The organism is Microbacterium invictum (genome assembly GCF_014197265.1).
GTDB classification, from domain to species: Bacteria; Actinomycetota; Actinomycetes; order Actinomycetales; family Microbacteriaceae; genus Microbacterium; species Microbacterium invictum.
The window spans coordinates 370,495-393,079 of the sequence record NZ_JACIFH010000001.1 but is presented as its reverse complement, the minus strand read 5'-3'; the positions used below and the strand labels follow the sequence as shown (position 1 = coordinate 393,079).

Annotated in this window: 22 protein-coding genes; 7 read left to right on the top strand and 15 right to left on the bottom strand. The window is 70.6% G+C overall.

The window, feature by feature from the left end; translation table 11 throughout:
• Positions 1 to 80 precede the first annotated feature (80 nt).
• The 4 genes from BKA10_RS01965 to BKA10_RS01950 all read right to left on the bottom strand — a co-directional run bounded on the left by BKA10_RS01965 (position 81) and on the right by BKA10_RS01950 (position 4,679).
• A complete protein-coding gene (locus BKA10_RS01965; RefSeq protein ID WP_183498362.1) occupies positions 81 to 590 on the bottom strand; it encodes a hypothetical protein in 510 nt (169 codons plus the stop codon).
• A 76-nt stretch (positions 591 to 666) separates the two neighbouring features.
• Positions 667 to 1,083 carry a DUF7144 family membrane protein gene (locus tag BKA10_RS01960; protein ID WP_183498361.1) on the bottom strand — a complete coding sequence of 139 codons (417 nt, stop codon included), beginning with the start codon at positions 1,081 to 1,083 and terminating at the stop codon, positions 667 to 669.
• 156 nt (positions 1,084 to 1,239) lie between these two features.
• The gene (locus BKA10_RS01955; protein ID WP_183498360.1) at positions 1,240 to 3,822 is read right to left on the bottom strand and encodes a winged helix-turn-helix domain-containing protein; all 2,583 of its coding nucleotides are present in this window, start codon (positions 3,820 to 3,822) and stop codon (positions 1,240 to 1,242) included.
• A gap of 119 nt (positions 3,823 to 3,941) precedes the next feature.
• Positions 3,942 to 4,679, bottom strand: coding sequence for a potassium channel family protein (locus tag BKA10_RS01950; protein WP_183498359.1), 738 nt, complete (start codon positions 4,677 to 4,679; stop codon positions 3,942 to 3,944).
• Positions 4,680 to 4,820: 141 nt separating this feature from the next.
• Here BKA10_RS01950 and BKA10_RS01945 point away from each other — a divergent pair, with 141 nt between their 5' ends.
• The gene (locus BKA10_RS01945; RefSeq protein ID WP_183498358.1) at positions 4,821 to 6,227 is read left to right on the top strand and encodes a DUF2252 domain-containing protein; all 1,407 of its coding nucleotides are present in this window, start codon (positions 4,821 to 4,823) and stop codon (positions 6,225 to 6,227) included.
• A 15-nt stretch (positions 6,228 to 6,242) separates the two neighbouring features.
• Here BKA10_RS01945 and BKA10_RS01940 read toward each other — a convergent pair whose 3' ends face one another.
• The 6 genes from BKA10_RS01940 to BKA10_RS01915 form a co-directional block, all read right to left on the bottom strand.
• On the bottom strand, positions 6,243 to 7,823 hold the full coding sequence (locus BKA10_RS01940; RefSeq protein ID WP_183498357.1) for an MFS transporter: 1,581 nt from the start codon (positions 7,821 to 7,823) through the stop codon (positions 6,243 to 6,245).
• Positions 7,820 to 9,133, bottom strand: coding sequence for an amino acid permease (locus BKA10_RS01935; protein ID WP_248199096.1), 1,314 nt, complete (start codon positions 9,131 to 9,133; stop codon positions 7,820 to 7,822). Before BKA10_RS01935 ends, BKA10_RS01940 begins: the two co-directional genes overlap by 4 nt.
• Entirely contained in the window at positions 9,130 to 9,468 is a 339-nt protein-coding gene (locus tag BKA10_RS01930) for an SHOCT domain-containing protein (RefSeq protein ID WP_241740030.1), read from the bottom strand. The genes BKA10_RS01935 and BKA10_RS01930 overlap by 4 nt, the downstream gene beginning before the upstream one ends.
• An 11-nt stretch (positions 9,469 to 9,479) precedes the next feature.
• Complete coding sequence (locus BKA10_RS01925; protein ID WP_241740115.1) at positions 9,480 to 9,902, bottom strand: DUF6325 family protein; 423 nt, start codon at positions 9,900 to 9,902, stop codon at positions 9,480 to 9,482.
• 16 nt (positions 9,903 to 9,918) lie between these two features.
• On the bottom strand, positions 9,919 to 10,305 hold the full coding sequence (locus tag BKA10_RS01920) for an SHOCT domain-containing protein (RefSeq protein WP_183498356.1): 387 nt from the start codon (positions 10,303 to 10,305) through the stop codon (positions 9,919 to 9,921).
• 96 nt (positions 10,306 to 10,401) lie between these two features.
• Entirely contained in the window at positions 10,402 to 10,620 is a 219-nt protein-coding gene (locus tag BKA10_RS01915) for a DUF8691 family protein (RefSeq protein WP_183498355.1), read from the bottom strand.
• Positions 10,621 to 10,757: 137 nt separating this feature from the next.
• Here BKA10_RS01915 and BKA10_RS01910 point away from each other — a divergent pair, with 137 nt between their 5' ends.
• Genes BKA10_RS01910 through BKA10_RS01900 form a run of 3 tightly spaced genes read left to right on the top strand, consistent with a single transcriptional unit; the run spans position 10,758 to position 13,395 of the window.
• Entirely contained in the window at positions 10,758 to 12,029 is a 1,272-nt protein-coding gene (locus BKA10_RS01910; protein ID WP_183498354.1) for a DUF445 domain-containing protein, read from the top strand.
• On the top strand, positions 12,029 to 12,925 hold the full coding sequence (locus BKA10_RS01905; protein ID WP_183498353.1) for an agmatinase family protein: 897 nt from the start codon (positions 12,029 to 12,031) through the stop codon (positions 12,923 to 12,925). The genes BKA10_RS01910 and BKA10_RS01905 overlap by 1 nt, the downstream gene beginning before the upstream one ends.
• On the top strand, positions 12,922 to 13,395 hold the full coding sequence (locus tag BKA10_RS01900; protein WP_183498352.1) for a SixA phosphatase family protein: 474 nt from the start codon (positions 12,922 to 12,924) through the stop codon (positions 13,393 to 13,395). Before BKA10_RS01905 ends, BKA10_RS01900 begins: the two co-directional genes overlap by 4 nt.
• Positions 13,396 to 13,473: 78 nt before the next feature.
• Here the strand turns inward: BKA10_RS01900 and hutI are convergent, their stop codons facing one another.
• From hutI to hutH, 3 genes are read right to left on the bottom strand one after another with little or no spacing between them, the layout of a single operon-like run.
• A complete protein-coding gene (gene hutI / locus BKA10_RS01895) occupies positions 13,474 to 14,652 on the bottom strand; it encodes an imidazolonepropionase (RefSeq protein WP_183498351.1) in 1,179 nt (392 codons plus the stop codon).
• A 2-nt stretch (positions 14,653 to 14,654) separates the two neighbouring features.
• The gene (gene hutU / locus BKA10_RS01890) at positions 14,655 to 16,310 is read right to left on the bottom strand and encodes a urocanate hydratase (RefSeq protein WP_183498350.1); all 1,656 of its coding nucleotides are present in this window, start codon (positions 16,308 to 16,310) and stop codon (positions 14,655 to 14,657) included.
• Positions 16,307 to 17,848 carry a histidine ammonia-lyase gene (gene hutH, locus BKA10_RS01885; protein WP_183498349.1) on the bottom strand — a complete coding sequence of 514 codons (1,542 nt, stop codon included), beginning with the start codon at positions 17,846 to 17,848 and terminating at the stop codon, positions 16,307 to 16,309. Before hutH ends, hutU begins: the two co-directional genes overlap by 4 nt.
• Before the next feature lie 52 nt (positions 17,849 to 17,900).
• Between hutH and BKA10_RS01880 the strand changes: the two genes are divergently transcribed.
• On the top strand, positions 17,901 to 18,713 hold the full coding sequence (locus BKA10_RS01880) for an IclR family transcriptional regulator (protein WP_248199098.1): 813 nt from the start codon (positions 17,901 to 17,903) through the stop codon (positions 18,711 to 18,713).
• Between the two features lie 342 nt (positions 18,714 to 19,055).
• Here the strand turns inward: BKA10_RS01880 and BKA10_RS01875 are convergent, their stop codons facing one another.
• On the bottom strand, positions 19,056 to 19,688 hold the full coding sequence (locus BKA10_RS01875) for a putative endonuclease domain-containing protein (protein WP_183498347.1): 633 nt from the start codon (positions 19,686 to 19,688) through the stop codon (positions 19,056 to 19,058).
• A gap of 770 nt (positions 19,689 to 20,458) precedes the next feature.
• Between BKA10_RS01875 and BKA10_RS01865 the strand changes: the two genes are divergently transcribed.
• A complete protein-coding gene (locus tag BKA10_RS01865; RefSeq protein ID WP_183498346.1) occupies positions 20,459 to 20,629 on the top strand; it encodes a hypothetical protein in 171 nt (56 codons plus the stop codon).
• 109 nt (positions 20,630 to 20,738) lie between these two features.
• Entirely contained in the window at positions 20,739 to 21,857 is a 1,119-nt protein-coding gene (locus tag BKA10_RS01860; protein ID WP_183498345.1) for a baeRF11 domain-containing protein, read from the top strand.
• A gap of 182 nt (positions 21,858 to 22,039) precedes the next feature.
• Here the strand turns inward: BKA10_RS01860 and BKA10_RS01855 are convergent, their stop codons facing one another.
• The gene (locus tag BKA10_RS01855) at positions 22,040 to 22,516 is read right to left on the bottom strand and encodes a YbaK/EbsC family protein (RefSeq protein WP_183498344.1); all 477 of its coding nucleotides are present in this window, start codon (positions 22,514 to 22,516) and stop codon (positions 22,040 to 22,042) included.
• Between the last annotated feature and the right edge of the window lie 69 nt (positions 22,517 to 22,585).

Below are 22,585 nucleotides of genomic sequence, written 5' to 3'. Positions count from 1 at the left end.
TGTCAGCCGTCAAGGTAGAACGGAGCCCGAGGGTGATTCGTCACCCTCGGAGAGTGATGTTGCGCGGTGCCTGCCACTGCTCAGTGGGTGACGACGGCCTTGACCACGATGAGTGCGCCCCCGAACGCCGCCGTGGTGACAGCCCCTGCGGCGCGGGCGTACCAGCGCGGGTTCCATCGTCCGATCGCGACCCAGCCGAGAATGCCGAGAATGCCGGTGTTCACCACGAGTGCCGTCCAGATCGCGGAGTCGTCCTCCATGATGCGCGTGGCGCCCAGCAGCAGGATCAGCAGCGCCGGCACGCTCGCGAACAGCATGCCCGACGACCGTCGTGCCGCCGCGCGCAGGCTCGTGGCCAGTCGCCACCTGCGCGGGCTCGCGGTGAGCCGGGCGAGGGCGCCGGCGTACACGTGCGCGGCATAGAACACGATCACGGTGAGCACGACGGTGACCAGCGCGTGCGCGGACGTGCCGGTCGCGGACCCGCTGACGACGATCATCCCGGAGACGAGGATCAGTCCGTAGACCGCCTCCTCCGTCATCAGGATGCCCGCGACCCGCGGCTCGCCCCCGAACTCGGAATCGGTCATCGTGCCCTCTCACCCGCGCATCGGCCGGGTCCCTGCCTCAGAACGCCGTCAGCCGGGCCCGCAGACGGAGGCGTCCCTATCGGACGGCCGGCGGCGCGTCGTTGTGCAGCTCGTGTCCGTGCACGGTGAGCGCATAGACGACCAGGATGTCCACCGCGATCACGATGAGCGCCCACCAGGGCTGCGCGGTGATCTGGATCATCTGCCCGACGGCACTGAGTATCGCCAGGATGACGGCCACCACGCGCGCCCAGGTCTGCCCGGCGAACAGGGCGAGGGCGACGAGCACCAGGAATGCCCCGATGATCAGGTTCCACCATGCCCATCCCGTGAGATCGAGCAGCCACAGCGACCCGCCTGCGATGACGAAGTACTCGTTCGGGCCGATCAGGCCGATCAGCCCCTGAACGAGGCTGAACGCGCCGCTGATGATGAGGATGACGCCGGCGAAGACCGCCCAGCCCACCCATCCGCTTGTCTTCACAGTGCTCATGCCACGTTCCTCCTCATGGGTCGCCGCCGGATGCGGCTGGTCGAGAATCTAGGGCCGGCGGTCCGGGTCACGGATCACCCGGACCGGATGATGATGGCCCCACGCCCGTCGGCACCACCCCGCGATCACGATGCCGCCGGCCCGGGCGGCGGGTGGTCACCCGACCCGGGCGATCTCGGCCGGGTCGATCAGGCCGAGGTCCACGGCACGCTCGATCGCGGAGTCGCGATCGGTGACACCCAGCTTCCGGTAGATGTGGCCGATGTGCGTCTTGATCGTGTTGATCGACACGAAGCTGTGCGCGGCGATATCGGCGAAGGTGAGGCGGCTGGGAAGGTAGGCCAGCAGTTCGAGTTCACGCGGTGTGAGCTTGTCGGCGAGTGCTTCGAGAGGAGGACGCCGGCCGGCACGACCGCGCGCGATGACCAGTCGGCGGAAGTCGTCTCCCGGCCCCGGGAGCTGTTCGATGAGCTGGGCGACATCGGGCCCCGCCTCGAGGAACGGATACACCAGTCTCTCCGGCGCAGCACGGGCCAGAGCGGTCTGCAGATGAACGCGCGACTGTCCGCCGCGCCCTTCGAGCGCGAACATCCAGCCCCGGAGCAGCTCCACCTCGATCACGGCGATCGGGGCCGAGTCGTCATCGAGAGGGACGCGAGACAGCCGTTCTCGAGCAGCCACGGGCTGACCGAGCGCAAGCAGCGCCGCCACCTCCTCGAAGGCCACCACCGACCACTCGGACGACGGTACCGCGGGAAGCGTCGGCGTCCCCCGGAGCCGCGCGCGGCGCAGGCTGAGCGCGATGGACGCCTGGCGCACGATCGGCGGCGGCGTCCCGGGCGGTTCGGCCACGGCATCCACCGAGTCCGACGGGTCGATGGTCAGCGACGCGAGGTGGGCGAGCCAGACGAGCTGCGTGCGACTGTTCCCGGCTGCGCGCACGGTGCCTTCGGTGAGAGCGAACGCGCCGGCCTCGGACTCGCCGCGCCGGATCGCCGCGAGGGCCCGGGCCAGGTATGCATCCGCCGGTGCGGGATGCGAGAGGAGCCCGAACTCGGCGGCCAGCTCCAGCGCATCGTCGGCGAGTTCGCCGGCCGCGGTCAGGCGTCCCGACAGCGCTTCGATGAGCGCGAGTGTGCCTTTCGCATGGATTCGGTACGGCCGGTAGGCCATCCCTTCGCCCCTCAGCGCCGATTGGAGTGCGCGCCGGGCGCCGGCGAGGTCGCCGAGGAACAGGAGCGCGCGCCCGAGGGATACTTCTGCGACCGCCAGCAGCAGAGGACGGGTCGTCAGGCCCAGCAGTTCGGGTGGTGCCGTGGCCGGCTCGTCGTGGAGCAGGCGGAGCGCCCGTCGTCCGGCATCTGCGAAGAATTCGGGGTGCGGTTCGAGTTGCACGCACGCGGCCAGATATGCCCACCCGACCTGCCGCTCCCCTGTCGTGAGCCGTCGTGCGGTCAGGAGCGACCGCAGCGCGTCGACGGCCTGCGTGCCGTGGCCGCTGATCCCCCAGGCGATGGCCAGGAGCAGGTCTGCCTGCGGACGCCGGTCACGCACCTCGGGAGGCACCTGTGACAGCCACCCGGCGACCGCCGGCAGGCGGAGGGTCTCATAGACGTCGTTGCGGAGGGCGAACACGGCGTCGAGTGCTCGATCCCACGCGTGGGCGCGGAGGTGGTACTCGATCGCCTCCGTGTGCAGACCCTCTGCCTCGCACCACGTTCCGGCGACCTCGAGGACGCCCGCTTCCGCAGCGGCGTCTTGCGCGCGCACTCTCAATCGCAGGAGGTCCCGGAAGAGCCGGTGGAACCGATACCAGCCCGGCCGTTCGGGCACGGGGACCACGAACATCGAGTCCCGTACCAAGTCGGCGATGAGATCGGACCCGCCCGCTCCGAAGATCGCGTTCAGAAGCGGTGCGCAGAAGTCATCGAGCACGGCGATCTTGGTCAGCGCGTCGGTCCGCCCCGGCTGCTGAGCATCGAGCACCTCTTCGCTGAGGTAGTCCACGATGAGGCGATCGGTGTCGGCGAGCGTGTCGACGACCCGAACAGGATCCGCCGCGAACCGCAGGCTGAGTGCGGTCAGCTGGACGCCGACGGCCCAGCCTTCGGTTCGCGCCACGACGGCATCGGCCGTCTCATCGGACACGGGGTGGCCGGTGATGGACGCGATGACGCTTGCGGTGGTGCCGCGGTCGAACGCGAGTTCCCGCTGGCGGATCTCGACGAGATTGTGCTGCAGTCGATGTCGGCTCCACCCGAGGTTGAGGTCCGTCCTCGACGAGAAGACGAAATGAGCCGAGGACGGCACCAGATCCACCAGCCGCCACAGATCCGTCAGCAGGGCACTGCCGCTGAGCCGGTCGAGGTCATCGAGGATGATCACGACGGGGCCGGCATCCTTCATACCGGCCGCGAGATCTTCGAGCAGCGATTCGCCGAGGCGGTTCTCGGTGCTCTCCACGGGCGCGGTCGCAGGGTGGAAGCCGGGCGCCTGTGCGTCGATCGCGTCGATCAGCCGATGCGCGAACACGCGCGCCTCGTTGTCGGCCGCGGTGATGTCCAGCCATGCCACAGTCAGGTCGGGACGCGATTGCACCCACTGCGCGAGAAGGACGGTCTTGCCCGCGCCGGCGGGGGCGACCACGAGCGAGAGCGGTGAGGACAGCCCGGAGTCGAGCTGCTCTCGCAGCCGCGGTCGATCCTCCGCGTATGCCGGAACTCTGTGTCGATCGGGCATGCGATCCTCCGTCTCGGTGGATAGCCCTCAGCGGAATCTTCCCACACCGGCACCCGGCATGCGAGACGCAGCGTCACGCGTGTCTTGCGACGTAACGGGATGCCGGTGAGCCGTACGCCTCAGTCCGGGGTGGTGGTGGGATCCTCGGTCCTCTCTGATCCCGTGACCGGTTCCCCGAGCGCGTCCACCTTCGCGATGAGCTCCCGCACCTGCCCCCGTGTCGCCGGCTCGGCGTCATCGCCGCCGCGGGATGCCCGCTCGACGATCCACGACGCGAGTGTCGCGGTGATGACTCCGGACAGGGCGACACCGACGAACATGAGCCCGGTGCCGACGAGCCGGCCTTCGTCTGTTGCCGGGACGAGATCTCCGTATCCGGTGGTGGTGACCGTCACGCACGACCACCAGATCGCATCGCCGAATGTGACGATCGTGGCGCCCGGTGCATGACGTTCGGCATCCAGTACGGTGAGCGAGGCGAGATAGATCAGAACGATGGCCACCCCGGTGCCGTACACCACGATCCTGGTGCGCAGCGCCGCACCCGCCGAGAGCCGCATGCCCGGTATGCGCGTCAGCACCCGCAGCAGGAGCACGAGCCGGAGAGTGGGGAGCACGGCGAACGTCAGCGCACCCAGATGCCGGCGGAACCATGCGCCACGGAAGCGGGCGAGCGCGAGCCGCACCACGTAGTCGCAGATGAACAGCAGCCAGGTGACCGCCAGAATCCATGTCGTGACGTCGCGGGCGAGCCCACTCAGATCGGCGATCACGCGCCACGAGTAGGCGATGAGGAACGCGAGCGAAGCGATGACCAGCGGCCACTCGGTCCGCCGATGCCAGGTGGCCTCATCCACGGGTGTACCCGTTCACGCTGGTCAGCGTAGCGGCGCACCGCGTCCGTGACGTCCGCCCGTCGCGCATCTCACCCTCACGGAGCGCCATTTCACCCCCCGCGCATGGTTCCGCGCCGGTGCGGCACCGTCACACTGTCCCTCATGAAGACCACGCCTGGCGGCGCGGCGGGCAACTGGGTTGCGCCACCGTCATTCACCGAGCTCGCAGCCGAGGGCCGCGCTGCCCGCACGCGCACTCCCCGTGGCCTGCTCGCGGAGCTGTCGGCTGAGCGGCGCGAGCCGATGGCCATCCTGGACGAGCAGGACACCACCCGTGTGGCCGAGCTCATCCCGCTCCGCAACCGGCGCATGGCGGCGAGCGCCTTCGCGTTCTTTCGGGGCACCGCCGCGCTGATGGCAGCCGACCTGGCGAACTCGCCGGGGACCGATCTGCGGGTGGGCTCGTGCGGCGACGCGCATGTGTCGAATTTCGGTCTGTACGCGTCCCCGCAGCGCACGCTCGTATTCGATCTCAACGACTTCGACGAGGCGGCGTGGGCCCCGTGGGAGTGGGATGTGAAGCGGCTGGTCACGAGTATCGTGATCGCCGGCCAGTCCACGTCCCGCGACGATCGCGTCGTGGAAGAGTCCGCACTCGCCGCGGTGCGGACGTATGCGCACGCGCTGCGGACCGGGGCGGGGCGAAGCTCACTCGCGCGCTACTTCGACCGTTTCGACGCCGAAGCGGCGAGGGACGCCTATCCCGAGGCCCGCAAGCCGCTGCGAGCGGCCATCCGCGCGGCCGAGAAGCACACCGGCGACTGGGCCGCAGAACGGCTGACGGTGACCGACGACCACGGACGACGGGTGTTCATCGACGACCCGCCGAAGGTGGTCCACGTCGACGAGGACACCGGCCGCCGGGTGCGCGAGGTCTACCTCGACTACGTCCACTCCGCGCAGGTCGACATCCGCGTCCTGCTGCAGAAGTATGCGATCTCGGATGTGGTGCGCCGCGTCGTCGGGGTGGGAAGCGTGGGAACACGGTGCTACGTGCTGGCGCTGCAGGACGGCGACGGCCACACGATGCTGCTCCAGGCCAAGGAGGCCGGCAGGAGCGCGCTGATCCGGTACGGCGGTGTGCCGCAGCCCGAAGCGGTCAGCCGGTACATCGACCAGTACGGCGACGGTGGCCGCGTGGTGGCCATGCAGCGCATCCTCCAGGCGGTGTCCGACCCGTTCCTCGGGCATCTGCGGGGAACGCCGAGCGGCGGCGGTGAGGAGCGCGCGTTCTACGTGCGGCAGTTCCACGACAAGAAGGGCGGGTTCGACATGGACACGCTAGAGGACGACGCGTTCGGCTGGTACGCCCAAGTGTGCGCCGCCACGATCGCCCGTGCGCACGGTCAGTCCCCGGCCGCATCCGCGGTGGTGGGCTACGTGGGTGGCGGCCGCGCCGTCGGTGAGGCGATCATGAAGTGGAGCTATGCGTACGCCGACGTCTCCCGCGCGGACTGGGAGCTGTTCCGCAGCCACCGTGGTGTGGCCGACGACCCTGCCGCCCCGTAGCGGCGGGTCGACCGCTCAGCCCAGCAGCATGCCGTCGGGAGCCGACGACGCCTTCGGATCGGGCAGCCGCCTCATGCGCAGCCCGTTCAGGATTCCGAGCACGCCCGCCGCGAGAGGGATCAGCAGCGCCACTTGCAGCGCCACCGGGCGCGCCTCGGTGTTGATGCGCACGATCTCGTCCGCAACCTCGGGCGGCTGATCGGCGAGCAGCTGCGTCAGCCCGCTGTTCGAGACGAGCTGGGCGTCCTCCTCCAGGACCGTCGCGACCTGCTGCTGCTGTTCGAGGGAGAGCATGGTGCTCGAGTTCGTGAGCGAGGTGAACGACACGGCCAGGGCGGCGAGCATGATCGCGCCGGCGAACGCGAGCCCGAACGAGAGCCCGAACGAACCGGCCGCCGAGTTGACCCCGGCGCCCTCACTGACCCGCTCGTCGGACACCGGCGACAGCGTGTAGTTGTTCAGCTGCGAGACCAAGAGCCCGAGCCCCGACCCGCTGATGATCAGCGGCACCGTGAGGTACCAGCCCGAGTCGGCGATCGGGATGATCGGCAGCAGGATGAGCAGTCCGGCCACGACCAGGATGAAGCCGGTCATGATCAGGTTCGCGGGCCGGTTCTTGGCCCGGCGACCGGCGACGAGGGCGACCGCGAACATGCTCAGCGACAGCGGGGCGATCGACACCCCCGCCCACAGCGCGTTGTACTCGAGCACCATCTGCAGATACAGCGGAAGCACGATCATCGTGCCGCCCAGCGCGATCTGCTGCAGCAGCTGCCCGCTCACCCCGGTGCGGAACGGCTTGGACTCCAGGAGCGCGGGATCGAGGAGGGTGGCCTTCTGGCGGCGCTTGCGGGCTTTGAGCCAGAACCACAGCCCGGCCAGCGCGAGGATGCCGATCCCGATGGTGAGTCCGACATAGCCGCCCCCTTCCTGCCAGATCAGGATGCCGAGGACGACGCCGCCCATCCCGATCACCGACAGCGCGGATCCGACGATGTCGATCGAGCGATCGCCGGTGAACCGGACGTCCTTGACCAGCCCGATGCCCAGCAGGACGATGCCGATGATCACCGCCTCCATGAGGAACCCGATGCGCCACGACAGGAAGGTCGTGATCACCCCGCCCAGCAGCGGGCCGACGGCCGCGGCGATCGCTGCCGACGCCCCGACGAGGGCGTACACCCGCACCTGGTGGGCGCCGGAGAAGTTCCCGTGGATGAGGGACTGCATCGACGGGAGCAGGAGCGATGCCCCGAGCCCCCCGATCAGCGCCCAGAAGATGAGGATGGCGGTCAGGTCCTGCGCGAGCGTCATGGCGATCGCCCCGACGGCGTAGCCGAGCAGTCCGAGCACATACGCCAGCTTGCGGCCGATCAGGTCGCCGGTCTTACCACCGATGAGGATGAAGGCCGCCGACACCAGTGCTTCGAGGGCGATGGCTCCTTGCACGCCGCTCGCCGTCGTATCGAGGTCGCGCACGACCGCCGAGATCGACACGTTCATGATCGAGGTGTCCACGACGAGCACGAACATGGCCATCGCGAGAAGGAGCGCGAGGCGTCCGTTGAAGGGCGTGGGGGCGTCGTCGGTGCTCATGGGGTCTCGGCGTCCGTCTTGCCTCTGCTGCGGACCCGCTTCCAGACGAGATCGCACAGGATCGCCGCCGCAAGGGTGACCACGAGGGCGATCGCGGTCTTGGGCTCGGCCACCAGCGTGGTCAGCGCGAACACGACGAACGTCCCCAGCGTGGCGACGAGGGCGATGATGAGCACGATGAGGCTGGCCCCGGTCTCCCGGTAGGTGCGGAAGTGCGAGACGGTCACCGCCGAGAAGATCAGCAGCGCCACCGCACTGCCGAGCGACGCGATGCTGTTGAGGTCGAGGACGGTGATCATGACGATCGTGAGCACGGCCATCACGACCAGGCCGACGCCCGCCCGGCCGCCGATGCGATGGGCGAACACGCCGGGGAACTGCCCGACTTCGGCCAGATGCCGGGTCATGCCGGTGGCGGGGTACAGGCTTGCGTTGACCGCCCCCGCTGTCGAGAACAGCGCCGTGATCACCATCAGCACGTATCCGGTCTCGCCCAGGGTGGGCTTTGCCGCCTCGGCCAGCGCCGTCGCGCCGTATTCCACCACCTGGTCGGCCGTGAGCGTGCCGAAGACGCCGAGTGACACCGCCACGTAAATGGCGGTGGCGATCGCCAGCGCGAGATAGATCGCGCGCGGCAGCTGCCGGCGCGGGTCGCGGAGGTCCTTCCCGGTGAAGGTGATCACGCCGAAGCCGAGGAAGGCGAAGAAGGTGAGCGCCACGCTCGAGATGATCTCGCGCACACCCGGGTAGCCTGCGGGGTCGAGCAGCGCGGGGTTCCAGTTCGCGATGGTCACCACCGCGAACACCGTGAGGATCGCCAGCACCACCTTGACGATGAGCGACTGCACCCGCGCCACCGCGTTGGATCCGACGATGTTCAGCAGCGTCATCACCAGGACCAGCACGATCGCCAGGACGACGGCCCAGCCCGGATCATTGCCGGCCACCACCGAGCTGGCGTACCCGCCGAACGAGGTCGCGACCATCGCGGCGATGATGGCGCCGGTCATGTAGAACAGCCACGACACGATGCCGGTCACGTGCCCTTCGCCGAACCCCTTGGCGAGGTAGGCGAGCATTCCCCCGGCGGAGGGATACGTGGCCCCGAGCTTCGCGAACGAGTATCCCTGCAGCCCGGCGATGAGGCCGGCGATGAGGAAGGACAGCCACACCGCCGACCCGGCGACCGCCCCGGCTGCGCCGAGGAGGGCGAAGATCCCCGCCCCCACCATCGCCCCGACGCCGATGAACGACGCCTGGACGACGGTCATCGACTTCTTCGGGGTGACCTTCCGGTCGGCGTCGGTCACGACAGCAGCTTTGCCTTGGCTGCGGCGAACTCCTCATCCGACAGAATGCCCTGCGAGTGGAGGGTGCCCAGCTGGGTGAGCTGCTCGAGCATTCCCGCTCCGGCGCCGCTCGGGGGTGCCCCTTGCGGCTGCGTGTCGGCGACGGCCCTGGCCGCGGCGGCATCCATCGCCTCTTGCTGCTGCTGCGCGTCCCACGCCTGCTGCTGGGCCTGTTCTTCGGCTTTCGCCTGCTGGTGCCGGGCGACGCCGCCCGATACGGCCGTCGCGGTGCCCGCTACCACCGCGGTGCGCGCCGCCATCCCGAGCAGTCCGGGGCGACCCATTCGTCGAAGCATGTCTTCCTCCTCTACTCAACGTGTTCGGCGAGGAACGCGTTGACGATGGGGGCAGGAACACCTGCCCGGTTGATCACCGACCCGCCGGCATCGAACAGGGCCGAGGCGAAGGCCTTGGCCCACAGCAGCTCGACGACGAGGATCGCCGCCGACCTGCCGGGCGGCACGTTCTCTGCGAGGAGCTCGATGTCGTCGAGCCCCGCGAGCCCCATCAGGTCGAGTGCGGGCACTCCGGCGTCGTCGGTCGTGTCGGACAGCTCCACCACGGTGAGCTCGCCGTCCGGCGCGCGGGTCGCGAAGACCAGATCGAGCAGGTTCACGGTACCCGAGTCGACGAGGTCGTCGATCGCCTGGAGGACAGCGGGGCCGGGGCGATCGCCGTCGAAGCCGATCGTGTAGAACTCGATGGGACCGTAGTCGAAGTTCGTCATCATCTGCACCCGGGTCCTCTCAGCCCGCGAGGGCCTTCGCCTTGAGCGTGTCGAACTCGGCCTGCGAGATCACACCCTGGCTGAGCAGCGCCGCAGCCTTGGTGATGTCCTCCGCCGGCGAGGCCGAGGCCGAGGCCGCGGTCGCGCGGATATAGCTGTCCTGCTGCTCGCGCAGCGCCTGCGCCTGCGCGATCGATCGCTTCTGCATGCCCTGTCCGCGGGCGATCAGATAGACCAGCGCCGTCAGGAAGGGCACGAAGACCAGGAAGATGATCCAGACCGCCTTGAGCCAGCCGTTCACGCTGTCATCGCGGAACAGGTCCCCGATGATCGAGAACAGCACCATCAGATACGCGCAGAACACGAAGATCCAGAAGAACCATGCCATCCATCCCCAGAGATCCATCTCGTCACCTTTCACTGACTGGGGCGGGTCCGACACCCGCCATACGTGAAGTTAGGATCGGCGCGGCCACGGTGCGTCACCCGGCACGGATGAGAATCACTGCGGCGATGCGTCGACGGGGTTCACCGAGATGACCTCGATGTGGAGGTCGTCGAACATCGAGAGCAGGCCGATGAGCCGTACCTGATCGCGGACGGGCCCTACGATGCGCGAACGCCCCCGCCCGTCGGCCGAGACCGTGTAGCCGTCCAGCGCCGCGATCAGGTCGGCACCCAGGGTGCCCTGCACGACAACCTCGAACACCGAATTGTCCACCGGAGCCTCCCACCCATCGCGGACCGCCTCGACGGGGCCGTCGGGCTGTGAGCTATAGTGCGGGCTCGTCGCCCCGGCCACGTCATCCGCGCTGGATGATTCCCGGGTGATTTCGCGACCCGTGCGAGGATGACCCCATGGCTCGAACTCCGACCGCACTTCTGAGCCCCGCCGACCAGGAGCGTCGCCGCGCCCTCGGAGTCATGAAAGGCGTCGCCCTCGGCGCGCTCATCTTCATGGCGATCGTGTTCGTCATCGCGTTCGTCCTGCAGGACCAGTACCCCTGGCTCGCGTACGTCCGCGCGGCCGCCGAGGGGGGCATGGTCGGCGCCCTGGCCGACTGGTTCGCCGTGACGGCACTGTTCCGGCATCCGCTGGGCATACCCATCCCCCACACCGCGATCATCCCCCGGCGCAAGGATGAGATCGGGCGGAGCCTGGGCGAGTTCGTCGAGACGAACTTCCTCGAGGGCTCGGTCGTGCGCGGCAAGCTCGAGTCCGTCGAGATCGCACGCCGGGCCGGCGAATGGCTGCGCGAACCCGAGCACGCCGACATCGTCGCCGCCGAGGCCGCCACGATGGCCACCGGCATCCTGCAGGCGCTCAGCGACGACGAGGTGCAGGACCTCATCAGCGACCTCGCCCGTGAGCACCTGATCGATCCGAAGTGGGCGCCGACGCTGGGTGCGTGGCTGACCCGGGTGGTGGATGCCGGTGCGCACCACGGTGCGGTGGACCTCGCCGTGGACAGCATCGCGACGTGGCTGCATGCCAATCAGGATGCGTTCAGCGGCCTGGTCTCGCGACGCCTGCCGTCGTGGGTGCCGTCGATCGCGATGCGCCTGGTCGACGACACCGTCTACCACGAGGCCGTGAAGTTCGCCGAAGCCGTGCAGCGCGACGCCACCCACCCCGCCCGCGCCGCCGTCGACGGCTACCTCGCCCGGCTCGCCGACAACCTGCAGCACGACCCGGACACGATCGACCGCCTCGAAGACGCGAAGGGTGCGGTGTTCGACAGCCCGCGCGTGCGCGAGCTCGCCGCCGAGGCATGGAACACGGCCAAGGCCGGGCTGCTGCGCGCACTCGAGAACCCGGAGAGCCCGCTGCGCCGGCGGGTCACCGCGGCCCTCGCCGAGATCGGCGCGCGCCTGGCGACCGACCCGGCCCTGCAGCGGCGCGTGGACGACCGCATCACCGACGCCGCGGTGTTCCTGGTCGACCGCTACCGGCACGACATCGCGTCGATCATCACCGACACGGTCGAGAAGTGGGATCCGGCCGAGACGACCGAGAAGATCGAGCTGATGGTCGGTCGCGACCTGCAGTACATCCGCCTCAACGGCACGATCGTCGGCGCCCTCGCGGGTCTGGCGATCTACACGATCGCGCATCTGGTGCTGGGCTGATGACCGTCTCCGCGCTCAGCGCCGACCCGCTCTGGCCCCGCGCTGGGAGCTGGCCCGAGGTCGCCGGTGAGGACTGGATCGACGTGGTGCTGCTCGGGGTGCCGGCGTTCCGCACCTCGCTGTCGCCGACCGGTGCCCACGCCACTCCGGCCGCCGTGCGCGACGCGCTGCAGCGTTACAGCCCGACGCTGATGGGTCCGCCGCCGGTCGACCTCGAGCAGGCGCTGCGGATCGCGGATGCCGGAGACATCGCCGATCCGGACGGCCCCGACGGCGAGGGGCGCGTGCGCGAGCGGGTGCGCGAAATGGCTGCGCAGGCGGGACTGATCGTGGCCCTCGGCGGCGACAACTCGATCACCTATGCGGTGGCGCAGGGTGCGGACGCGTCCGGGCTGATCACCCTCGACGCACACTTCGACCTGCGTGACGGCGTCTCGAACGGCTCCCCGGTGCGGCGCCTCGTCGACGACGGCCTCGACCCGCAGCGCATCGTGCAGGTCGGCATCGCCGACTTCGCGAACTCGGCCGCCTACGCCCACCGGGCCGCCGACCTCGGCATCACCGTCATCACGCAGGACGACCTGCGGCGCCGGGGTATCGCCGACGTGGTCGCCGAGGCGCTCGAGGTCGCCGGTGCCGGGGGCAGCGAGGTCCATCTCGACATCGACGTGGACGTGTGCGACCGCTCGGTCGCGCCCGGGTGCCCGGCGTCGGTGCCCGGCGGACTGCAGGGGTGGGAGCTGCGCGCGCTCGTGCGCGGCGTGGCATCCGACCCGCGCGTGCGCAGTGCCGACATCGTGGAGGTGGATGCCACGGCCGATACCCCCGACGGGCGGACGGTGCGCCTCGCGGCACTGTGCGTGCTGGAGCTGCTGGCAGGGAGGGCGACGACATGACGACACTCGTGCTTGTGCGACACGCGAAGAGCGACTGGGGCGATCCGGGACTGGACGATCACGACCGGCCGCTCAATGCGCGCGGGCAGCGCGACGCCCCGGTGATGGCGGCGCGGCTGGCTGAGACCGGGTTCCGTCCCGAATTGGTGCTGTCGTCGACGGCCCTGCGCGCACGCAGCACGGCCGCGGCGTTCGCCGATGCGCTGGGGAGCGAGCTGAGCCTCGATGCCGACCTCTACGGTGCGCCCGGGTCGCATCTGCTGGCCGCCGCGGCGGCGACAGGGCTCGTGCGGGTCGTGGTCGTCGCGCACGACCCCGGCATGACGGTCCTCGCCGAGCGCCTGTCCGGCGGCGGCATCGGCCACATGCCGACGTGTGCGGTCGCCACCTTCATGTGGGAGACCACCGACGACTGGGACGTCGCGACCGCGGTCGACCCCGACGACTGGACGTTCGACACCCCGAGGTAGCCGATCTCAGGCGGAGTCGTGCACACGGAGTGCGGGGTGGCCCAGGGGCCGATCCGTCGTCCGCCGCCGCGCCGGCGGTCAGCTGCCCATGAGCGCGCCGTCGCGGTAGACCGCGTCGACCAGCGGCACGCCGGGCCGGTAGGCCAGGTGCACGCGGGTGGGCGCGTCGAGCACGACGAGGTCGGCGCGGGCACCGGGGCCGAGGTGGCCGACGTCGTCGCGGTGCAGCGCGCGTGCTCCGCCGGCGGTCGCCGCCCACACCGCTTCCGCGGGAGTCATGCCCATCTCGCGCACCGCGAGGGCGATCATCAGGGGCATCGAACTGGTGAAACTCGACCCCGGGTTGCAGTCACTGGCGAGGGCCACGGTGACGCCCGCGTCGAGCAGACGTCGGGCATCGGGGTAAGGCTGCCGCGTGGAGAACTCGACACCCGGCAGCAGCGTTGCGACCGTCGACGATGCGGCCAGGGCTGCCACGTCGTCCTCGGACAGGTAGGTGCAGTGGTCGACGGATGCCGCGCCGAACTCGACCGCGAGGCGTACGCCCTCGCCGTGCCCGAGCTGGTTGCCGTGAACGCGGGGCTGCAGTCCCCGGTCGATTCCGGCGGTGAGGATGCGCTCACTCTCGGCGGGTGTGAACGCCCCCCGCTCGCAGAACACGTCGATCCAGCGGGCGTGCGCGGCGACGGCATCCAGCATCGGGCCGCACACGAGGTCGACGTAGCCGGCCCGGTCGTCGGCGTACTCGGCGGGCACCACATGCGCCCCGAGGAACGTGACCTCGTCGGTGACCTCGGCCGCGATGCGCACCAGCCGGGCCTCGTCGTCGACCGTCAGTCCGTACCCCGTCTTCACCTCGAACGTCGTGGTGCCCTGCGCGTGCAGCTCGGCGACGAATGCCGCCAGTCGGGCGCGCAACTCGTCGTCGCCCGCGGCACGGGTGGCATCCACCGTGCGCCGTATGCCACCCGCAGCATATGGCGTTCCCGCCATGCGCGCCTCGAACTCGTCGGCACGATCGCCGCCGAACACGAGGTGGGTGTGACTGTCGACGAACCCCGGGATCACCGCGCGTCCGCCGACGTCGACCACCTCGATGTCCCCGCCAGCGCGCGAAGCCTCCACCACCGGGCCGGCCCACGCCACCACGCCGTCCTCGATCAGGACGGCGGCATCGCGGATCGTGCCGCAGGGATCACCGGGGGCGCCGGCGTTGGTGGTCAGCTCCCCGATGTTCGTCAGCAGCGTTGCGGTCATCGTCAGCGGTCCAGCATCGGCACGTTCAGTCCGCGCTCGCGGGCGACGTCGACGGCGCGTTCGTACCCGGCATCCACATGTCGCATGACGCCCGTGCCGGGGTCGTTCGTGAGCACCCGCTCGAGCTTCTCGGCGGCGAGTGCCGTGCCGTCGGCGACGATCACCTGCCCGGCGTGGATCGAGCGGCCGATGCCGACGCCGCCGCCGTGGTGGATCGAGACCCACGAGGCACCGGACGCCGTGTTCAGCAGCGCGTTGAGCAGAGGCCAGTCGGCGATCGCGTCGGAGCCGTCGGCCATCGCCTCGGTCTCACGGTAGGGCGAGGCGACCGAGCCGGCGTCGAGGTGGTCGCGGCCGATCACGATCGGGCCGGCCAGCTCGCCCGAGGCGACCATCTCGTTGAACTTCAGCCCGGCGAGGTGGCGTTCCTTGTACCCGAGCCAGCAGATGCGGGCCGGCAGTCCCTCGAAGTGCACGGCGCCGGCGGCCTTGGTGAGCCAGCGCACCAGCCCGGCGTTCTCCGGGAACAACGCCATCACGGCCTGGTCGGTCTTGCGGATGTCTTCCGGATCGCCCGACAGCGCCACCCACCGGAACGGTCCGCGGCCCTCGGCGAACTGCGGCCGGATGTACGCCGGCACGAAGCCCGGGAACGCGAACGCGTTCTCGAATCCGCCCAGCTTCGCCTCTGCCCGGATCGAGTTGCCGTAGTCGAACACCGCGGCCCCGGCATCCTGGAACCCGACCATCGCCTCGACGTGCCGCGCCATCGACGCGCGGGCGGCCTCGGTGAACTCCTCCGGGTCGCGCTGGGCCTCGGCGCGCCACTGGTCGAAGGCGATGGATGCCGGCAGGTAAGCAAGCGGGTCGTGGGCACTGGTCTGGTCGGTGACGATGTCGATCGCCACTCCGCGGGCCAGCAGCTCGGGGAAGACATCGGCGGCGTTGCCGACGACCCCTACGGAAAGTGCCTCGCCGGCGTCTTTGGCGGCGAGGACGCGTGCCACGGCCGCATCGAGATCGGTCGTGTACTGGTCAAGGTAGCCGTGCGCGACACGGCGGGCAAGTCGCGATTCGTCGACGTCGACGATGAGCACCGTGCCGCCGTTGAGCGTGACCGCGAGGGGCTGCGCACCGCCCATGCCACCGGCTCCTCCGGTCAGTGTCAGGGTACCGGCGAGGTCGTCGCGTCCCAGTGAGCGGGCCACCGCGGCGAAGGTCTCGTACGTGCCCTGCAGGATGCCCTGCGTGCCGATGTAGATCCACGATCCGGCCGTCATCTGTCCGTACATCGTGAGGCCGAGTGCCTCGAGCCGTCGGAACTCGGGCCACGTCGCCCAGTCGCCCACGAGGTTCGAGTTCGCGATGAGCACGCGCGGCGCCCACTCGTGCGTGCGGAAGACCCCCACCGGCTTGCCGGATTGCACGAGCAGGGTCTCGTCGGGCTCGAGCTCGTCGAGGGTCCGCACGATCGCGTCGAACGCCTCCCACGAGCGCGCCGCGCGGCCGGTGCCGCCATACACGACGAGGTCCTCGGGGTGCTCGGCGACCTCGGGGTCGAGGTTGTTCATGAGCATGCGCTTGGCGGCCTCGGCGCCCCAGCTCTTCGCAGTCATCTCGGCGCCACGCGCGGCGCGGACGGTGCGGGGTCCGGTCATGAGATCCACTCCTTCACAGTGCGGGCGACACTGCCCGACAGCACGAGCCCGGTGACGGCCTCGATCTCGGGCGAGACGAACCGGTCCGGCCCCGGCCCTTCGGCCACCGTACGGACGAGGTCGCGCACGGCCGCCGTCCCCGGCGCCGGGCTCAGCGGCGCCCGCAGGTCGAGCGCGCGGCATCCGGTCACCAGCTCGATCGCGAGCACCCGCGCCAGGCCGTCGATCCCGCGGCGGAGCTTGCGGGCGGCCGACCATCCCATCGACACGTGATCCTCCTGCATCGCCGACGACGGGATCGAGTCCACCGACGCGGGGACCGCGAGGCGCTTGAGCTCGGAGACGATGCCGGCCGCGGCATACTGCGCGATCATGAGCCCCGAGTCGACGCCGACCTCGTCGGCCAGGAACGGCGGCAGGCCCTGGCTGCGCGTGCGGTCGAGGGCGCGGTCGGTGCGGCGCTCGGCGATCGAGGCGACATCGGCGACGGCGATCGCGAGGAAGTCGAGGACATATGCCACCGGGGCGCCGTGGAAGTTGCCGTTCGACTCGACCCGCCCGTCGAGGGTGATGACGGGGTTGTCGACCGTGGATGCCAGTTCGCGTGCGGCGATCATCCGCGCATGGTCGACGGTGTCGCGCGCCGCGCCGTGCACCTGCGGCGAGCAGCGCAGCGAATAGGCGTCCTGCACCCGGGTGCACACCGCCGGGTCGCGGTGGCTCGCGACGATCGGCGAGCCTGCGAGCAGGGCACGAAGGTTCGCCGCCGAGTCGGCCTGGCCGACCTGTGGGCGCAGCGCCATCAGGTCGGCGGCGAAGACGGCGTCGGTTCCCAGCTGCGACTCGACCGAGATCGCGGCGGTCGCATCGGCGGTCAGCAGCAGGGCATCGAGGTCGTGGATCGCGAGCGCCAGCATGCCGAGCATGCCGTCGGTGCCGTTGATGAGGGCGAGGCCCTCCTTCTCTTCGAGCACCAGCGGGGCGATGCCGGCCGCGGCGAGCGCGTCACCGGCATCCACTTCTTCGCCGTCACGTGTGCGGACGCTGCCTTCGCCCATCGCCGCCAGTGCGACGTGCGCCAGCGGCGCGAGGTCGCCCGAGCAGCCGAGCGAACCGTACTCGCGGACGATCGGGGAGATGCCGGCGTTGAGCATGACCGCGTAGGTCTCCACGACGACGGGGCGCACCCCGGTGTGGCCGGATGCCAAGGTCTGCAGCCGCAGCAGCTGCAGCGCGCGGACGACCTCGGTCTCGACCTCGGCGCCGGTGCCGGCGGCGTGCGAGCGGATGAGGCTCGCCTGCAGCTGCCGGCGCCGCTCGGGCGCGATGAACGTGGTGGCGAGAGCCCCGAATCCGGTCGAGATGCCGTAGTGAGGTTCGGGGTCGTCGGCCAGCTGCTCGACGAGCGCGCGCGTGGCGGCAACCCGGCTCAGGGCCTCCGGCGACACCGCGACCGCTGCGCCGTGCCGCGCGACGGCGACGACATCGTCGATCGTGAGGACGTCGATGCCGAGGGTGACGGTGGGAGCGGTGGCCATGATCCGATTCCACCCCGTCCCGGTGCCCGGTGCCAGGTGTTCATGGCATCCTGTGTCTGTGATACCAGACAGCGCGGGTTCGGTCGCCGCGGGTGCGGATGCCACCTCCGATCGTCCGCAGGTGCCCGCGGCGGATCAGACGCTGCGGATCCTGTCGCTGATGGCCCGGCAGCCGGGGCCGGTGGCCGCACGCACGCTCGCGACGGCGCTGGCGATCCCCCGCTCGACGGTCTACCACCTGCTGGCGACGCTCGAGCAGCACGGTTTCGTGGTGCATCTGGCGGCGGACCGGCGCTGGGGACTGAGCACGGCCGCGTTCGAGCTCGCCGGCGGCTACCTGCGCCAGGAGCCGCTGGCTCGGCTGGGCCGACCGCTCATCGCCGCGCTGGCCGACCGGGCGGGCGAGAGCGCGCATCTGGGCGTCATGAGCGGCCGCGATGTCGTGTACATCGTCGAGGAACGTGCGCCGCGCCGCCCGGCACTGGTCACCGACGTGGGCGTACGGCTGCCGGCGCACCTGACGGCGACGGGGCGCGCGATGCTCGCCGCTCTCCCCCGCGAGCAGGTGCGTGCGCTGTACCCCGACGCCGCCGCGTTCGCCGATCGCACCGGCCGGGGGCCCCGCACTCCGACTCAGCTGCGCGAAGTGCTGCGCGCGGTGCGCGCCGACGGGTTCGCCCGCGAGGACGGCGAGGTCACCATCGGCCTGCGGTCGGTGGGCGTCGCCATCCGCGACCACGCCGGCTGGCCCGCCGCCGGCATCGCCGTCACCTGGCCCGACGAAGGCGACCGCGACCAGACCGAGTTGGCCGGCCTGCTGACCACCGCCGCGACCGAGCTCGAACGACGCATAGGACGCCGCTGACCGTCGCGGGCGGCGCGGTGCCGGCCGGCCGGCGCGGGGCCGGCCGGCCTCGCGGGGCCGGGCGGGCGGCACTGGCGCCAGCCGGCCGGCGCGGGGCCGGCGGCACTGGGGCCGGGCACGGTGTGAGATCGCGGCAGGACGCGGCGCGCGCAGCGGTGTTCGTGTCGCAGGATGAGCGCCCGCCGGCATCCCCTCCAGCACCAGACACGCCCGGGATCCGCAGAATCTCCTGTCTGATGAGCGCCACGCCCCGCCATTGCGGCCACGCCCTCCCCACCCGAGCCCCGCCCCACTGGCCCGCGCCACGCCCCACCATTGCGGCCACGCCTCAGCAACGCCCGATCACCTGCGCGGCCAGGCTAGAAGCAGCCCCCGCACCGCCTCGAGTGGCCGCTCAGGATGCCAGAAGATGTCCTCCGCGATCGCGCGATACGTCACGTATCCCCGTCTGGCGGCGTCCTGGTCGCGGCGGCGATCCTTCTTCTGCTGCGCCCAGCCGGCGTGGTGGGCCTCACTGTCGCATTCGATGATCAACCAGCCGTCGACGAGGAAGTCGACGCGCCCGACACCCGTGATCTGCCGCTGGACCTCGACGCGGCATCCGAGCCGCAGCAACATCAGACGCATCAGGCTCTCTGCACCGGATTCGGCGCGGCGGTCGAGGTGACGGCGAAGTATCCGCAGGCGACGAGGCAGCGCGGCGAACACCTCGTTGAGTTCAGAGTCGCCGATCAGTCGCAGGTGCAGCGCCGAGTCCAGGGTGGCGATGGCGCCCCGCACGGACTGGCACTGCACGGCTGCCACGAGGGCGTCTACGATATCCACACTTGACCAGCCGTCCGGCACACGGCGCGACCAGTGCACGCGGGCATGGCGCGACGTCGACCGCAGCCGCGACCGGGTCGAGAGCACCTCGACGTGCAGGCCGTCGGCGCCATCCAGGACGAACACGCCCCAGCGGGCGAGCTCTGACACGCAGGTGAGTCGGCCTCCGACGGCGCAGGCGGAATAGCAGTCGGCATCCGCCTCCGGCGCGAGATAGACATCCTCACGCGCACGCGCGAGCCGCCCAGCGCGTACGTCCGCGGTGATTCGTCTCGCCGTCCATCCGGTGGCTCGCAGGTCGTGCCGCGAGTAGGTCGCCCACAGTCGTGGGACAGCCTGGCGATCACTCCGTCGTCGCGCAGCGTACGCCCGCGGCACCGCACGCGGCGTGGGGCGGTCGCCGACAGCGGGGAGATCCATGCCCCGACGATGACACTCACCGCGTCGCCGGATGCCGGGATCCGCGCCGATTGTGGACAATTCGGCGCGCCCCGGTTCTGTGGAGGAGGCGGTGTGGATGTCGGCATCCGACGCCAGCGCCCCGCCCCATCCGGGTGTCGCGGCGCCACCCCGCCGCAGCCCAGGTCTCACCGCCGCCCGGTTGTCTTGCTCGCAGGACAACCGGGCGTTGCGCGGCGTGTCGACGCCCCAACACGCCCGGGATCCGGCATCCATCCTGCGAACCGAACCGCGAGACCGAGATACCCCGGCGCCAGGTCCGACCGGACATGGACCGTCCGCAATAGAAGCAGTCGGTACCTAGCCCGCCGAATTGACCATCGCGTCGTACAGCTGCGCGTCCGTCATCGGCGGCTCGGCCAGCGGATGCGCCCGCGCGGCCCGGTAGGCGTCGAGCATGAGCGCGAGGTGGCGTCGCCACGCGTCGGGGGCGGCGGTGCTGGTGGGTCGCCGGACCCCCGTTGATCGGGATCAGCTTCGGCATCTCGGGGCAGCTGCTGCCGAACATCTCGCTGGTGGAGAGCGTGGCGATCGTCGGCATTCTGAGCATCATCGGCCTGATATCGCTCGCTGTCGCCACGCGCGCGGCCATGCACAGCGCGCCGATCGCCGAGATCGGATCGCGCCAGTAGAAACGGCCTGCCCGTCATCCGACCAGCGGAGCACGCCGCCACCTAACCGACCGGCGCGCGACATGCAACCCCCTCGAAGTCGGCGGCGAGATCTGCCTATGGTCGGCCCATGCTCCCTGCAGACATCCCTGACACCGAACAGCTGCTCGCGCTCGTGGACCACCGCGACCCGGCGAGCGTCACGATAGCGATCGAGTCGTCGCCGCTTCCGAGCGAGCACGAGCGCATCCGCATCAGCCTGCGCAACGCGGTCGACGAGGCCGAACGCCAGCTCAGTGACAAGGACCTGCCGCATGGGGCTGCGGCATCCGTCATCGGCGACCTGCGCGCCCTCATCGAGGACGACGAGTTCTGGCAGCACCAGTCGCGGTCGCTCGTGGTGCTCGCCGCGCCGGGCCGGCTCGACGCCTTCCGCCTGCCGAGCACGCTGACCGGCAACGTCGCCGTCGGCGACAGGTTCGACACCGGCGCCCTGCTGCGCGCGATCGCCTTCCCGCATCGCGCGTTCGTGGTCGAGCTGACCGAGGGCGGCGCGCGGCTGCTCGAGTACGGACCCGATCACCGCCCGGTCGAGCACGAGCTTGCTCTGCCCGGCGACCACGCGCTCATGCTCGAGCACACGACCACCGGCGGCCGCTTCGACCGGCACCGCGCCGACGGAGCCACCGGCGACCGGCCCGAACGCGAGAAGTATGCGCGGACGGTGCAGGACGAGGTCGTGAAGGCCGTGCCCGACGACGTGCCGCTCATCCTCGCGGCGACGCCAGATCTCGACCCCGCCTACCGCGCGGTCAACACCCATCCGCTCCTGCTCGAGAACGGTCTCGAAGCCCACCCTGACTCCCTCGACGACGAGCGGCAGACCGCCGCCGTGCGCGCACTCATCGACGCACACAACGCGACGCAGCTCGATGCGTGGCGTGAGCAATTCGGCACACTGCGCGCCGAGGGCCTGGCCACCAGCCGCCTCAAGGAGGTCGCACTCGCGTCGGCATCTGCCGGCATCGCCGAGCTGTACTTCGACATGGATGCCACGGACGAAGGCACCATCGATGAGTTCGGCGCCGTCACGCACGCCGACGAGCCTGGCCCCGACACGTACGCGCTGGCCGACGAGATCGCCGCGCGGGTGCTGCGGACAGGCGGCACGGTGCGCGCGGTGCGCAACAGCGATCTGCTCGACGGGTCTCCCGTCGCGGCGGTGCTGCGCTTCCCGCTGCCGGCCTGACCTGCTGCCGGGCTGACCCGGTCAGCTGACCGCGGTTCCGGGAGACGACAGCCCCGCGTTCGTGTCGCAGGACGTTTTCGCCCTGACGGCGTGTCGACGCCCCGACACGCCCGGGATCGCGATTCCGTCCTGCGAACGGCACGCGCCCGCGCACGCGTCCGGCGCGCGAGCACGTTGCCGAGTCAGTCCACTTTCGCGACCGTCCCGCCGGTGAGCGCGACCAGTTCGTCGTAGGTAAGCGGGAACACGGTGTGCGGGGTGCCGCCGGCAGCCCAGATCTCGGGGAACGCGGCGAGGGCCTCGTCGACGATCGTGGTAAGCGGCGCCGGGTGTCCCGTGGGCGCGACGCCGCCGATCGCCTGGCCGGTGGCGTCGCGCACCTGGTCGGGCGTGGCCCGCGTGATCGATTCCCGCCCGAGGCGCTCGGCGAGCGCGGCGGTGTCGACGCGGTGCGCCCCGCTGGTCATCACCAGCAGCGGCTCGCCGTCCGACCAGAACACGAGGCTGTTCGCGATCGCACCGACCTCGACCCCGAGGGCGGCGGCGGCCTGCGGCGCCGTCGATGCGGCATCCGGCAACACGACGATGTCGCCCGAGATGCCGACGGCGCGCAGCGCGTCATGGACGAGACGGCTTCGGGTCGGGAGGTGCGCAGTCATACGTCCCAGCCTATGAGCCCGCGGGGACCTCGCGGTGCACGCCCGGGCGGCGTCGGCGGGGGCTGGACG